The organism is Pseudomonas sp. H3_E04 (assembly GCF_054668915.1).
In genome coordinates this window covers 2,716,274-2,730,253 of record NZ_CP162797.1, presented here as the reverse complement: position 1 = coordinate 2,730,253, position 13,980 = coordinate 2,716,274, and the positions used below count along the sequence as shown (strand labels likewise).

At 62.0% G+C, this 13,980-nt stretch carries 14 protein-coding genes and 1 pseudogene; 14 read left to right on the top strand and 1 reads right to left on the bottom strand.

All coding sequences use genetic code 11. The annotated features are described in order from the left end of the window. The first annotated feature begins 22 nt into the window (after positions 1 to 22). Complete coding sequence (locus tag AB4N53_RS12225) at positions 23 to 955, top strand: ABC transporter ATP-binding protein (RefSeq protein ID WP_041479460.1); 933 nt, start codon at positions 23 to 25, stop codon at positions 953 to 955. Beyond that, a complete protein-coding gene (locus AB4N53_RS12220) occupies positions 952 to 1,731 on the top strand; it encodes an ABC transporter permease (RefSeq protein ID WP_460120756.1) in 780 nt (259 codons plus the stop codon). Before AB4N53_RS12225 ends, AB4N53_RS12220 begins: the two co-directional genes overlap by 4 nt. 71 nt (positions 1,732 to 1,802) lie before the next feature. Here AB4N53_RS12220 and AB4N53_RS12215 read toward each other — a convergent pair whose 3' ends face one another. Then, positions 1,803 to 2,321 carry a DUF2062 domain-containing protein gene (locus AB4N53_RS12215; protein ID WP_434766380.1) on the bottom strand — a complete coding sequence of 173 codons (519 nt, stop codon included), beginning with the start codon at positions 2,319 to 2,321 and terminating at the stop codon, positions 1,803 to 1,805. A 136-nt stretch (positions 2,322 to 2,457) separates the two neighbouring features. On the opposite strand from AB4N53_RS12215, the gene AB4N53_RS12210 reads away from it, so the two are divergent. From AB4N53_RS12210 to AB4N53_RS12155, 12 genes and pseudogenes are all read left to right on the top strand, one after another. Beyond that, the gene (locus tag AB4N53_RS12210) at positions 2,458 to 4,692 is read left to right on the top strand and encodes a DNA internalization-related competence protein ComEC/Rec2 (RefSeq protein WP_460120754.1); all 2,235 of its coding nucleotides are present in this window, start codon (positions 2,458 to 2,460) and stop codon (positions 4,690 to 4,692) included. Between the two features lie 101 nt (positions 4,693 to 4,793). Beyond that, a complete protein-coding gene (locus tag AB4N53_RS12205; RefSeq protein WP_016771007.1) occupies positions 4,794 to 5,429 on the top strand; it encodes a MotA/TolQ/ExbB proton channel family protein in 636 nt (211 codons plus the stop codon). Then, positions 5,426 to 5,854: an ExbD/TolR family protein gene (locus AB4N53_RS12200; RefSeq protein ID WP_041479458.1), complete on the top strand. Its 429-nt coding sequence runs from the start codon at positions 5,426 to 5,428 to the stop codon at positions 5,852 to 5,854. The genes AB4N53_RS12205 and AB4N53_RS12200 overlap by 4 nt, the downstream gene beginning before the upstream one ends. Further along, positions 5,854 to 6,864, top strand: a complete 1,011-nt coding sequence (gene lpxK, locus AB4N53_RS12195) for a tetraacyldisaccharide 4'-kinase (RefSeq protein WP_460120752.1) — start codon at positions 5,854 to 5,856, stop codon at positions 6,862 to 6,864. Before AB4N53_RS12200 ends, lpxK begins: the two co-directional genes overlap by 1 nt. A gap of 23 nt (positions 6,865 to 6,887) precedes the next feature. Beyond that, positions 6,888 to 7,073, top strand: a complete 186-nt coding sequence (locus AB4N53_RS12190; protein WP_003179363.1) for a Trm112 family protein — start codon at positions 6,888 to 6,890, stop codon at positions 7,071 to 7,073. Then, positions 7,070 to 7,831: pseudogene (gene kdsB, locus AB4N53_RS12185) on the top strand (3-deoxy-manno-octulosonate cytidylyltransferase); the annotation flags it as partial. The gene AB4N53_RS12190 and the pseudogene kdsB, both read left to right, overlap by 4 nt. Positions 7,832 to 7,834: 3 nt before the next feature. Next, positions 7,835 to 8,299, top strand: a complete 465-nt coding sequence (locus AB4N53_RS12180) for a low molecular weight protein-tyrosine-phosphatase (protein ID WP_076563814.1) — start codon at positions 7,835 to 7,837, stop codon at positions 8,297 to 8,299. Then, positions 8,296 to 9,315, top strand: a complete 1,020-nt coding sequence (murB, locus tag AB4N53_RS12175; RefSeq protein ID WP_460120750.1) for a UDP-N-acetylmuramate dehydrogenase — start codon at positions 8,296 to 8,298, stop codon at positions 9,313 to 9,315. The genes AB4N53_RS12180 and murB overlap by 4 nt, the downstream gene beginning before the upstream one ends. Positions 9,316 to 9,607: 292 nt before the next feature. Further along, on the top strand, positions 9,608 to 10,078 hold the full coding sequence (locus AB4N53_RS12170) for a (2Fe-2S)-binding protein (RefSeq protein ID WP_016771000.1): 471 nt from the start codon (positions 9,608 to 9,610) through the stop codon (positions 10,076 to 10,078). Continuing rightward, on the top strand, positions 10,075 to 12,390 hold the full coding sequence (locus AB4N53_RS12165; protein WP_460120747.1) for a xanthine dehydrogenase family protein molybdopterin-binding subunit: 2,316 nt from the start codon (positions 10,075 to 10,077) through the stop codon (positions 12,388 to 12,390). The genes AB4N53_RS12170 and AB4N53_RS12165 overlap by 4 nt, the downstream gene beginning before the upstream one ends. Beyond that, positions 12,390 to 13,370, top strand: a complete 981-nt coding sequence (locus tag AB4N53_RS12160; protein ID WP_460120745.1) for an XdhC family protein — start codon at positions 12,390 to 12,392, stop codon at positions 13,368 to 13,370. The genes AB4N53_RS12165 and AB4N53_RS12160 overlap by 1 nt, the downstream gene beginning before the upstream one ends. Further along, positions 13,367 to 13,963 carry a nucleotidyltransferase family protein gene (locus AB4N53_RS12155; RefSeq protein WP_460120743.1) on the top strand — a complete coding sequence of 199 codons (597 nt, stop codon included), beginning with the start codon at positions 13,367 to 13,369 and terminating at the stop codon, positions 13,961 to 13,963. Before AB4N53_RS12160 ends, AB4N53_RS12155 begins: the two co-directional genes overlap by 4 nt. The last annotated feature ends 17 nt before the right edge of the window (positions 13,964 to 13,980 follow it).

The window sequence follows — 13,980 nt, the reverse complement described above, 5'->3', positions numbered from 1 at the left end:
CTTCTTGGTGCGTAAATCCGATATGAGTTCCGCTCTGTCCATCCGGCAGCTAACCAAAACCTACGGCAACGGGTTCCAGGCCTTGAGTGGTATCGATCTGGACGTCGCCGAAGGTGACTTTTTCGCCTTGCTCGGCCCCAACGGCGCCGGCAAATCCACCACCATCGGCATCCTCTCGACGCTGGTCAACAAGACCAGCGGCACCGTGAATATTTTCGGCAATGACCTGGACAAGAACCCGGCGGCGCTCAAGCGCTCGATCGGCGTGGTGCCGCAGGAATTCAACTTCAACCAGTTCGAAAAGACCTTCGACATCGTCGTGACCCAGGCCGGTTACTACGGCATTCCGGCGAAAGTCGCCAAGGAACGCGCCGAGCAGTACCTGACCCAGCTGGGCCTGTGGGACAAGCGCGATGTGCCGTCACGTTCGCTGTCCGGCGGCATGAAACGGCGTCTGATGATCGCCCGTGCGCTGGTGCATGAACCGCGCCTGCTGATCCTTGATGAGCCGACTGCGGGCGTCGATATCGAGCTGCGCCGTTCGATGTGGACCTTCCTCACCGAGCTGAATCAGAAGGGCATCACCATCATCCTGACCACGCATTACCTGGAAGAGGCCGAGCAGCTGTGCCGCAATATCGGCATCATCGACCACGGCACCATCGTCGAAAACACCAGCATGAAACAGTTGCTGGGCCAGTTGCATGTGGAAACCTTTTTGCTCGACCTGAAACACGACTTGCACGCGGCGCCGCAATTGCTCGGCTACCCGGCCCGCTTGCTCGACGGCCATACCCTCGAAGTCCAGGTCGACAAATCCATGGGCATCACGGCGTTGTTCACCCAGTTGGCGCAGCAGAACATCGAAGTGCTGAGCCTGCGTAACAAAACCAATCGCCTCGAGGAGTTGTTCGTGTCCCTGGTGGAGAAAAATCTGTCGAAGGTGGCGGTATGAGTTCCGAGTTCGGTCCCAACCTCGTCGCGCTGCAAACCATCGTTTACCGCGAGGTCAAACGCTTCATGCGGATCTGGCCGCAGACGTTGCTGCCGCCGGCGATCACCATGGTTCTGTACTTCGTGATCTTCGGCAACCTGATCGGCCGGCAGATCGGCGACATGGGTGGCTTCACCTACATGGAGTACATCGTGCCGGGTCTGATCATGATGTCGGTGATCACCAACTCCTACGGCAACGTGGTCTCGAGCTTCTTCGGCAGCAAGTTCCAGCGTTCGATCGAAGAGCTGATGGTTTCGCCGGTGTCCCCGCACACGATCCTGATCGGCTTCACTATTGGTGGCGTATTGCGCGGTCTGGCAGTGGGGCTGATCGTGACGATCCTGTCGCTGTTCTTCACCCATCTGCAGGTGCATCACCTCGGCGTGACCATTCTGGTAGTGGTACTGACCGCGACGATCTTCTCGCTGCTGGGCTTTATCAACGCGGTGTTTGCGCGCAACTTCGATGATATTTCGATCATCCCGACCTTCGTGCTCACTCCGCTGACCTACCTGGGCGGCGTGTTCTACTCGATCACCTTGCTGCCACCGTTCTGGCAGACCGTGTCGATGGCCAACCCCGTGCTGCACATGGTCAACGCGTTCCGCTACGGCATCCTTGGTGTCTCGGATATCCGCATTGGCATCGCCATTACCTTCATGCTGGTGGCGACCGTGGTGCTGTATCTCGGCTGTGCGCGGTTGCTGGTGAGCGGGCGCGGGATGCGTACCTGAAGCACGCGATATCGTGTAGGTCGACGTCCGACAACAAAAAACGGCCTCCCATCGCGGAGGCCGTTTTGCATTCATTTCTGCCGACTTTGCTTGCGCCGTCGCCATTGCCGCGCCACCCACCAGCGCCAGTACAACATCACCAGAAAGTACGCGAGCACGCCCAGCACCAGACCGACAACCACCGAGCCGAGCAGAAACGGCTGCCACAGCGTCGACAGTTCGCCGCTGATCCATTCCCAGGTCAGCTCGTCCGGCAGATGCCGCGCCGGCACGTCCATCAGGAATGCCCCGGCCTGGTAGGTACAGAAGAACACCGCCGGCATGGTGATCGGGTTGGTCAGCCAGACCAGACTCACCGCGATTGGCATGTTGCCGCGCACCATCACCGCCAATGCCGCCGCTACCAGCATCTGGGCCGGTATCGGCAGGAACGCCGCAAACAGGCCGACCGCCATCGCCCGGGCGACCGAGTGGCGATTGAGGTGCCAGAGATTCGGGTCATGCAGCAACTTGCCGAGAAAGCGTAAGGATTTGTGTTCCCTGATGCTCGTCGGGTCGGGCATGTAACGTTTGAATAAGCGCCGGGGCATAAGGCTTCTCGGTCGGTTAAGGCGGCAAGTATGTCTGGATTCTACGAGCCGCCCATTCAGACTTTGTGACAATTGTTGACGACGGTGGTGCCGCAGACCCGCTATGCCTAAGGAGGGGACTCTCAAGGACGGGCATATGCGCATAGGGATGATGGCGCTGGCAGTCGGTCTGCTGGCCCCGGTTTTTTTGCCGGCCTTGCCGCCGGTCGGTTGGTTGCTGTTGCTGCCAATGGTGGCGCTGATGTTGCTGCCGTTTCGCAGCTATCCATTGGCGTTATTGCTGTTCGGTTTCACATGGGCTTGTCTCAGTGCGCAGTGGGCTCTGAATGACCGCTTGTCGCCGAGCCTGGACGGCGAAACCCGTTGGCTCGAAGGGCGGGTGGTCGGCTTGCCGCAGCACGGCGACGGCGTGGTGCGTTTCGAGCTGGCTGATGCGCTTTCTCGCCGCGAGAAACTGCCATCGCTGCTGCGTCTGGCCTGGTACGCTGGGGCGCCGGTCAACAGTGGTGAGCGTTGGCGTCTGGCGGTGAAATTGAAGCGCCCGAGTGGCTTGCTCAACCCGGACGCCTTCGATTACGAGGCCTGGCTGCTGGCGCAACGGATCGGTGCGACCGGCACGATCAAGGATGGCCAGCGTCTGACGGAGGCCCGGCATGCATGGCGCGACGGCGTTCGGCAGCGCCTGCTGACGGTGGATGCGCAAGGACGAGAGGGCGCATTGGCGGCGCTGGTACTCGGTGATGGTTCGGGTCTGAGTCGCGAGGACTGGGCGATTCTGCAAGACACCGGGACCGTGCATTTGCTGGTGATCTCCGGTCAGCACATCGGTTTGCTCGCCGCTGTAATGTATCTGCTGGTAGCCGGGCTGGCGCGTTTCGGAATCTGGCCGGTGCGCTGGCCATGGTTGCCGTGGGCGTGTGGCCTGGCATTCGCGGCGGCGCTGGGTTACGGCTTGCTCGCGGGTTTCGATGTGCCTGTGCAGCGTGCCTGCGTGATGGTGGCGCTGGTGCTGCTGTGGCGTCTGCGTTTTCGCCATCTCGGGGCGTGGTGGCCATTGTTGCTGGCGTTCAATGGCGTGCTGTTGTTCGATCCGCTGGCCAGTTTGCGCCCGGGTTTCTGGCTATCCTTCGCGGCGGTGGCGATACTGATTTTCACCTTCGGCGGGCGGCTGGGGGCCTGGCGGTGGTGGCAGACCTGGACCCGCGCGCAGTGGCTGATCGCGATAGGCTTGTGTCCGGTGTTGCTGGCGCTGAGCTTGCCGATCAGCGTCAGCGGGCCTGTCGCCAATCTGTTGGCCGTACCGTGGGTCAGCCTCGTGGTGTTGCCGCCGGCGTTGCTCGGCACGCTATTGCTACCCGTGCCTCATGTCGGCGAAGGGCTGTTATGGCTGGCCGGTGGTTTGATTGACTGGCTGTTTATCGGGCTGGCGCTGATTGCCGGGCAATGGCCGGCGTGGATACCAGCCGCCATTCCATGGTGGGCGTTGGTCCTGGGCAGCCTTGGCGCGATTTTATTGCTGTTGCCCCGTGGCGTGCCAATGCGTCCGTTGGGCTGGCCGCTGCTGTTGCTTCTGGTGTTGCCGCCCCGAGAGCGAATAGAGGAAGGGCGGGCCGATGTCTGGCAACTGGATGTTGGCCAGGGCCTGGCCATCCTCATCCGCACCCGCTATCACACGTTGCTCTATGATGCCGGCCCGCGTTTCGGCGAGTTCGATCTTGGCGAGCGGGTGGTGCTGCCAGCGCTGCGCAAACTGAATGTGCAAGCGCTCGACCTGATGCTGCTCAGTCATGCCGACGCCGATCACGCTGGCGGCGCCCGGGCGATCATGCGTGGATTGAACGTGCACCGCGTGGTCAGCGGCGATCCGCCGAATCTGCCGCCGGAGTTGAACGCTGAAGCCTGCGCAAGCGGCGAACAGTGGCAGTGGGATGGGGTGCAGTTCCAGCTCTGGCAATGGTCGGCGGCCGATGACAGTAACCAGCGCTCCTGTGTCTTGCAGGTCGAAGCCAACGGCGAACGCCTGCTGCTCACCGGCGATATCGACGCTCACGCCGAGCGCGTCCTGCTCGACAGCCCGCTGGCGGTGCCGACGCAGTGGTTGCAATCGCCCCATCACGGCAGTCGCAGTTCATCGTCGATGGCCCTGCTCAAAGCCTTGCAGCCCGAAGCGGTGCTGATCTCCCGTGGCCACGGCAACGCCTTCGGTCATCCGCACCCGACCGTGCTGGCGCGCTACCGCAAACAAGGTCTGCGCATCTACGACAGCGCCGAACAAGGTGCCATTCATTTGCGACTGGGCAGCTTCAAGCCGCCGTGGACGATGCATCAACAGCGGCGTTTCTGGCGCGAGCCGCCGGCGCCCGGCCGTTGATCGGTGCCAGCATGGTTGCCACCTCACGGTCGTCGGGGCGGCGGATCTTAATCGCGGATCGGTATGGTAAAGTGGCGCACTTTTTCGAGGGGACTGTCACTGTGTGGGAATTGGTCAAATCCGGCGGCTGGATGATGTTGCCGATCATTCTGAGTTCCATCGCGGCCATGGCGATCGTCGCCGAACGCCTGTGGACACTGCGCGCCAGTCGCGTCACCCCCGAGCATTTGCTGGGTCAGGTCTGGGTCTGGATCAAGGACAAGCAGCTCAACAAGGAAAAACTCAAGGAATTGCGCGCCAATTCGCCGCTGGGGGAAATCCTCGCCGCAGGCCTGGCCAATTCCAAGCATGGTCGCGAGATCATGAAGGAGTGCATCGAAGAGGCCGCCGCGCGGGTCATTCATGAGCTCGAGCGCTATATCAATGCCCTGGGCACCATCGCTGCCATGGCGCCGTTGCTCGGCCTGCTCGGCACCGTGCTGGGCATGATCGACATTTTCAGCGCCTTCACCGGGTCCGGCATGACGACCAATGCTTCGGTGCTGGCCGGCGGCATTTCCAAAGCGCTGATCACTACCGCAGCGGGCCTGATGGTCGGGATTCCAGCGGTGTTCTTCCACCGGTTTTTGCAGCGCCGTATCGACGAGTTGGTGGTCGGCATGGAGCAGGAAGCGATCAAACTGGTGGAAGTGGTGCAGGGCGACCGTGATGTCGATCTGGCCGAGGGCAAAGCGTGAAATTCCGTCGCAAGCCCCGGGAAACCGTAGACATCAACCTCGCGTCGCTGATCGACGTGGTGTTTATCCTGCTGCTGTTTTTCGTGGTCACTACCACCTTCACCCGTGAAACCCAGTTACGCGTCGATTTGCCGGAAGCGGTCAGCGGTTCGCCTGCCGAAGATCAGCAGGTCAAACAGCTGGATGTCGCGATCAGTGCCGAAGGCGTGTTCTCGGTGAACAACAAGATTCTGCCGAAGAATGACCTGCCGACGCTGATGGAAGCCATGCAGAAAGAATCCAACGGTGACACCAACATGCCGTTGTCGATCAGTGCCGATGGCAAGGCCCAGCATCAATCGGTGATCACCGCCATGGACGCGGCCGGCAAGCTCGGTTTCAGCCACCTCCGCATGACCACGGTCGAGGCGGCGCCGAAATCCTGATGAGCCTGTCTGATCGCCTGCTCGCCGCGTGGTATCAGGGGCACCCGGCCCTGACGCTGCTGCGGCCACTGGAAATGCTGTATCGCCGCGTGGTGATCAACAAGCGTCAGCGCTTTCTCGATGGTGAAGGTGAGATCTACCAATCGCCCGTGCCGCTGATCGTGGTCGGCAATATCACCGTCGGTGGCACCGGCAAGACGCCGATGATTCTCTGGCTGATCGAACATTGCCGGCGCCGTGGACTGCGTGTCGGCGTGGTCAGTCGCGGTTACGGCGCCAAGCCGCCGCAATTGCCATGGCGAGTTGAGGCCGAGCACAGCGCCGAGATAGCGGGTGACGAGCCGTTGCTGATCGTCCAGCGCACCGGTGTGCCGCTGATGATCGACCCTGATCGCAGCGCCGCCGTCAAAGCCTTGATTGCCAGTGAACCGCTGGACCTGATTCTGTCTGACGACGGCATGCAGCATTATCGCCTCGCGCGGGATCTGGAACTGGTGCTGATCGACGCCGCACGGGGGCTGGGCAACCAGCGCTGTCTGCCGGCCGGGCCGTTGCGTGAGCCGGTCGAGCGCCTGCAAAGCGTTGACGGCGTATTGTTCAACGGTGCCTTGGCTGATCGCGACGATGGTTTCGCCTTTCGCCTGCAACCTACGGCGCTGGTCAATCTGCGCAGCGGCGAACGTCAGTCACTTGGGCATTTTCCGCCCGGACAAGCGCTGCATGCGGTGGCCGGCATCGGCAATCCACAACGTTTCTTCAATACCCTTGAAGCGCTAGACTGGCGGCCAGTCCCGCATGCGTTTGCCGATCATGCCGAGTACAGCGTGCAGGCGTTGAATTTCACCCCGTCATTGCCGTTGGTGATGACCGAAAAGGACGCGGTGAAGTGCCGTGCCTTCGCCACTGCCGACTGGTGGTACCTGGCGGTCGACGCCGTGCCGTCGCCGGCCTTCGTGGCCTGGTTCGACACCCAACTGATGCGCCTGTTGCCGGATCGTCTGTTGCCTTAACTCTTTTATTTCTGGGAATGTTCATGGACACCAAACTGCTCGACATCCTCGCTTGCCCCGTGTGCAAAGGCCCGCTCAAGCTCAGCGCCGACAAGACCGAACTGATCAGCAAGGGCGCCGGCTTGGCCTATCCGATCCGCGACGGCATCCCGGTGATGCTGGAAAGCGAAGCGCGCACCCTGACCACCGACGAGCGTCTGGATAAATGACTACAGCCTTCACCGTTGTCATCCCGTCGCGATTCGCCTCGACCCGTTTGCCGGGCAAGCCGTTGCTGGATATCGCCGGCAAGCCAATGATCCAGCATGTCTGGGAACAGGCGAGCAAAAGCAGCGCGACCCGCGTCGTTGTTGCAACTGACGATGCGCGCATCGTCGAGGCATGCAAAAGCTTTGGCGCCGAAGTGGTGCTGACCCGTGAAGATCACAATTCCGGCACCGATCGTCTGGCCGAGGTCGCAGCCAAACTCGGTCTTGCGCCTGATGCGATCGTGGTCAATGTGCAGGGTGATGAGCCGCTGATTCCGCCGAGTGTGATCGATCAGGTCGCCGCCAACCTTGCCGCTCACACCGAAGCGCGCATGGCCACGCTGGCTGAGCCGATCGAAGACGTGGAAACCCTGTTCAATCCCAACGTGGTCAAGGTCGCCAGCGATATCAACGGCCTCGCGCTGACCTTCAGTCGAGCAACCTTGCCGTGGGCCCGCGATGCGTTCGCCAAGAGCCGCGAACAACTGCCGGAAGGCGTGCCCTATCGCCGCCACATCGGCATCTACGCCTACCGTGCCGGGTTCCTCCACGATTTCGTCAGCTGGGGCCCATGCTGGCTGGAAAACACCGAATCCCTCGAACAACTGCGTGCCTTGTGGCATGGCGTGCGCATCCATGTTGCTGATGCGCTGATCGCGCCGCCGACCGGTGTCGACACCGTTGAAGACCTTGAGCGGGTTCGTCGCCTGCTGGGGGGCCTGATGCGCGTTCTGTTTGTGTGCCTGGGCAACATCTGTCGTTCGCCCACCGCCGAAGGCGTGTTGCGCCACAAGTTGCGTGAAGCCGGGCTGGCGGACGTGGTCGAAGTGGCCTCCGCCGGCACCGGTGACTGGCACGTCGGCAACCCGCCGGACAAGCGCAGCCAGGCGGCGGCGAAACTGCGCGGTTATGACCTGTCGACGCAACGCGCGCAGCAGGTCAGCCGGGCTGATTTCGCCAGCTATGACCTGATTCTCGCCATGGACAACAGCAACCTGCGCAACCTCAAGGCCTTGCAGCCGTCCACTGGCAGGGCCGAACTGGATCTGTTTCTGCGCCGTTATGCCGGGCTGGTCGATGAAGTGCCGGACCCGTATTACGACGGTGATCAGGGTTTCGAGCAGGTGCTGGATCTGATCGAAGCGGCCTGCGACCAATTGCTGATCGAAGTGAAGGGGCGCTTATGAGTCTGCTGGTCCAACCGCAGGTATCACTAAAAGCCTTCAACACTTTCGGCGTTGATGTGCGCGCGCAGCTGTTTGCCGAAGCCCACAGCGATGACGATGTCCGCGAAGCGCTGGCCTATGCCGCCTCCGATGACGTGCCGTTGCTGGTGATCGGCGGCGGCAGCAACTTGTTGCTGACGGCAGATGTTCCGGCGTTGGTGTTGCGCATGGTTACACGCGGCATCCGCGTGCTCAGCGACGATGGCAATCGCGTGGTTGTCGAGGCGCAAGCGGGCGAACCGTGGCATCCGTTCGTGCAGCACACGCTGGCCCAGGGTTTTGCCGGGCTGGAAAACCTCAGCCTGATTCCCGGCACCGTCGGCGCCGCGCCGATGCAGAACATCGGCGCCTATGGTGTCGAGATCAAGGACGTGTTTGCCGGCCTCACTGCGCTGGATCGTGAGAGCGGCGAGTTGCGGGATTTCAGCCTGGAAGAATGCAACTTCGGCTATCGCGACAGCCTGTTCAAGCAGCAGCCGGGACGTTGGCTGATCCTGCGGGTGCGCTTCAAGCTGGATCGCGCGGCGCACCTGCATCTGGAATACGGCCCGGTGCGTCAGCGCCTGAGCGAGCAGGGCATCGAGCAGCCGACGCCCAGCGACGTCAGCCGCGCCATCTGCAGCATCCGCAGCGAAAAACTGCCGGACCCGGCGCTGCTCGGCAATGCCGGCAGCTTCTTCAAGAATCCGCTGGTGCCTGCCGCTGTGGTCACCCGGATCAAAGCGCAGCACCCGGATCTGGTGGCTTACCCGCAAGCGGACGGGCAGATGAAACTGGCCGCTGGCTGGCTGATCGAACGCGCTGGCTGGAAGGGTTTTCGCGACGGCGATGCCGGCGTGCACAAGTTGCAGGCGCTGGTGCTGGTCAACTACGGCACGGCCACCGGCCTGCAACTGCTCGACCTGGCGCAACGGATCCAGAAAGACATCGCCGAGCGCTTCCATGTCGAACTGGAAATGGAGCCCAATCGTTATTGAGGCAGCTGCAAGTTTCAAGCTTCGAGCGGCAAGCTGCACTGTGCCAGAAGCTACTTGCCGCTTTTACTTGCAGCTCGTAGCTCGAAACTTGCAGCTGAAAAGCCCTGTATAAGCAGGGCTTTTTTGTTAATGCTGGGTTAACTTAGCCACCTAACGATACCAATCATTTGCTCCACCCAAGGCGCGGTTACGAGCTGCAAGCGAATCGGACGCGCCTTCACTTGCAGCTTGCAGCTTGCAGCTTGCCGCTAAGATGTACCCCACAACCACTAAAAAATATGCGGGCGTGCCCATGATTACCCTGAAACTCAACGGTCAAGACCACTCCCTCGACGTCACCGAAGACATGCCGCTGCTTTGGGCGATTCGTGACGTCGCCGGTTACAACGGCACCAAATTCGGTTGCGGCATGGGCCTGTGCGGCGCCTGCACCATCCATATCGACGGTTTGCCGGCTCGCAGTTGCATCACGCCGATCGGCTCGGTGATCGGCCAGAACGTCACCACTATCGATAATCTCCACGCCGACCCGGTAGGCAAGGTCGTGCAGCAAGCCTGGCTCGACAGCGCCGTGGCTCAATGCGGTTATTGCCAGGGCGGGCAGATCATGTCGGCCACCGCTCTGCTGAAAACCAACCCCAATCCGAGCGACGAGCAGATCGAAGAAGCCATGGTCGGCAACATCTGCCGCTGCGGCACCTACAACCGGATCAAAACCGCGATCCGCCAGGCCTCCACCCACCTGAAGGAGGTGAAGGCATGAGCCGCGTCCCGAATGATTTCGCCCTGAGCAATCTCAGCCGCCGTGGTTTTCTCAAAGGCGTCGGCGCCACCAGTGCGCTGGTCCTCGCCGCGAGCTGGGGCTGGCAGGATGCGCTGGCCGATGACAAGAAATTTGGCGCCGACGGCATGCCCAATGGCTGGATCGATGATCCCAAGGTCTACGTGAGCATTGCTGCCGATGGCAGTGTCACCGTGGTGTGCAACCGTTCGGAAATGGGCCAGGGCGTGCGCACCAGTCTGAGCATGGTCGTTGCCGATGAGCTGGAAGCCGATTGGGCGCAGGTCAAAGTGCAGCAGGCGCCGGGTGACGAAGTGCGCTTCGGCAATCAGGACACCGACGGTTCGCGCAGCATGCGTCACTGGTACGAACCGATGCGTCGTTGCGGCGCCGCCGCGCGGACCATGCTCGAACAGGCGGCCGCTGCGCAGTGGAAAGTGCCGGTCGGCGAATGCCATGCGCAACTGCACAAGGTCATTCACAAACCGTCCGGCCGTGAACTGGGCTACGGCGAACTCGCCGCTGCGGCCAGTGCGCTGGCAGTACCGGCGCGTGACAGCCTGCGTCTCAAGCAGCCGTCGGAATTTCGCTACATCGGCAAGGAAGGCACCAAGGCCATCGACGGTGCCGATATCGTCAATGGCCGCGCAGTGTACGGCGCCGACGTGCATTTCGACGGCATGCTCTACGCCACCATCGCCCGCCCGGCGGTGTATGGCGGCAAGGTCAAAAGCCTCGATGACAGCGCCGCGCTGAAAGTCCCCGGCGTGCTGAAAGTCATGCAGATCGAAGGCCGGCCATTGCCATCGGAGTTCCAGCCGCTGGGCGGCGTCGCGGTTGTGGCCAGCAACACTTGGGCGGCGATCAAGGGCCGCGAGGCGCTGAAGATCGAGTGGGATGACGGCCCGAACGCCAGTTATGACTCGATTGCCTATCGCAAGGAACTTGAAGCCGCGTCGCTGAAGGCCGGCAAAGTGGTGCGCAACACCGGTGATATCGACAAGGCCTTGAGCGGCGCCGCCAGCACCCTCGAAGCGTCGTATTACCTGCCGCACCTGGCGCAGGCGCCGATGGAACCGATGGTGGCCATCGCGCGATTCAAGGACGGCGTCTGCGAAGCTTGGGCGCCGAGCCAGGCACCGCAGGTCACCCGTGAGCGCATCGCCGAGCGTCTGGGCGTGCCGTTCGAAAAGGTCACCGTCAACGTAACGCTGCTGGGCGGTGGGTTCGGGCGCAAGTCGAAACCAGACTTCGTCGTTGAAGCGGCGATTCTCGCCAAGGAGTTTCCGGGCAAGGCCGTACGGGTGCAGTGGACGCGCGAAGACGACATCCACAATTCGTATTTCCACACCGTGTCGGCGGAATATCTCAAGGCGGGCATCGACAAGAACGGCATGCCGTCCGGTTGGCTGCATCGCACCGTGGCGCCGAGCATCACCGCGTTGTTTGCGCCGGATATGAACCATGAGGCGGCGTTCGAGCTGGGCATGGGCTTTACCAACATGGCCTACGCGATTCCCAACGTGCGCCTGGAAAACCCTGAAGCCAAGGTACACACGCGGGTCGGCTGGTATCGCTCGGTCTCGAACATTCCCCACGGCTTTGCGATTCAGAGCTTCGTCGACGAACTGGCGCACAAGGCCGGTGAAGATCCGCTCAAGTACCAGATCAAACTGCTCGGCCCGGACCGGCAGATCGATCCACGCACCTTGAGCGAAGAGTGGAACTACGGCGAGTCGCCCGAGCGTTACCCTATCGACACCGGGCGCATGCGCTCGGTGCTGGAAACTGCCGCCAAGGCCGCCGGTTGGGGGCGCAAACTGCCCAAGGGCCGTGGCCTCGGTCTGGCGGTGCATTACAGCTTCGTCACCTATGTGGCGGCAGTGATCGAAGTCGAGGTCAAGGACGACGGTTCGCTGATCGTGCACAAGGCCGACATCGCCGTGGACTGCGGGCCGCAGATCAACCCTGAGCGTATCCGTTCGCAGTTCGAAGGCGCCTGCGTCATGGGCCTGGGCAACGCCGTGCTCGGCGAGATCAGCTTCAAGGATGGCAAGGTGCAGCAGGACAACTTCCATATGTACGAAGTCGCGCGCATGTCGCTGGCGCCGAAGGAAGTTGCGGTGCATCTGGTCACGCCGCCGGGTGACGTGCCGTTGGGTGGCGTTGGTGAGCCGGGTGTGCCGCCGATTGCCCCGGCGCTGTGCAATGCGATCTTCGCCGCCACCGGCAAGCGCATTCGCAATCTGCCGGTGCGGTATCAGTTGCAAGGCTGGCAGAAGGCGCAAGCGTAATGGACAGCGTCGATCTCAACGTCCTGCGCAGCGTCCTCGAGTGGCGCCGCGCCGGACAGCGGGTGGTGCTGTTCAGCGTGGCGCAGACCTGGGGCACCGCGCCGCGCTCGCCCGGCGCCATGCTCGCCTTGCGCGAGGACGGCGTGGTGATCGGTTCGGTGTCGGGCGGCTGTGTCGAGGATGACTTGATCGCGCGGCTGCACGACGGTCGCATCGGCGCCGATGGTCCGCCAGTGCAGATGATTACCTACGGCGTGACCCGTGAGGAGGCCGCGCGTTTCGGCTTGCCTTGCGGCGGCACTTTGCGCCTGACCGAAGAGCGCGTCGGTGACCCGGCGTGGGTGGCCGAGCTGCTGCAGCGTTGCGAAAACCACGAAATCGTTGCCCGGGAATTGAACATCGAAACCGGCGCGGTACTGCTGGCACCGGCCACTAAATCCGACTCGCTGGTATTCGACGGCAAAGTCCTGCGAGCAATTTACGGCCCGCGCTGGCGCCTGTTGTTGATCGGCGCCGGGCAGTTGTCGCGCTACGTTGCCGACATGGCGCGGCTGCTGGATTTTGAAGTGCTGATCTGCGATCCGCGCACCGAATTCGTTTACGGCTGGGAAGAGCAGCATGGCCGTTTCGTTCCCGGTATGCCGGACGAGGCGGTGTTGAACATCCAGACCGACGAACGCACGGCGATTGTCGCCTTGACCCACGATCCTCGCCTGGATGACATGGCTTTGCTCACCGCGCTGGACTCGCCGGCGTTTTACGTCGGCGCGCTTGGCTCGCGCGTCAACAGTCAGAAGCGCCGGGAAAATCTGGCTCAGCTAGGCTTGTCGCAAGCGTCGATTGATCGCTTGCACGGGCCGATCGGCCTGCACATCGGCAGTCATTCGCCAGCAGAGATCGCATTGTCCTTGCTGGCGGAAATTGTTGCGATCAAGAACGGTGTGGAGTTGAAACAGAAAAAACCGCTGGAGGGTGCATGAGCCAATCCATCGCAGTGATCGTGCTGGCGGCGGGCGAGGGCAATCGTTTTCGCCAGATCGCCGGGCCAGACAAAGACAAATTGCTCGCTGATTGCACCGGGCGCGACGGCGCGGTTCGCTCGGTAATCGAGCAGGTGCTGGTGAACCTGCCGGCCAGTCTCGACAAACGTGTACTGGTCACCACCGAAGCGCGACCGCAGGCGATGCGCATGGCCCAGGCTTACGGCTGCGACGTGGTGTCGATCGAATCGACCGGCATGGGCGACAGCATTGCCGCAGGTGTTGCCGCTTGCCCGGAGGCTGATGGCTGGTTGATTGTGCTCGGCGATATGCCGTTTATCTTGCCTTCGAGTATCGAGCGAGTGGTTGCGGCGATGGCTGATGACGCGGTGAGCGTGCCGGTACTGGATGGCGAGTTTGGCCATCCGGTGGGGTTTGGTCGATCGTTTGGCGCGCAGTTGCAGACGCTGACCGGCGATCGTGGCGCACGGCCGTTGTTTGCGCAGGGACGGGTGGTGGAAGTGGCGGTGGATGATCCTGGTGTGTTGTGGGATATCGATGTGCCTGAATCTCTGGTATTTCCTCAGCCCTGAGCCGTGTTGAAATGCCT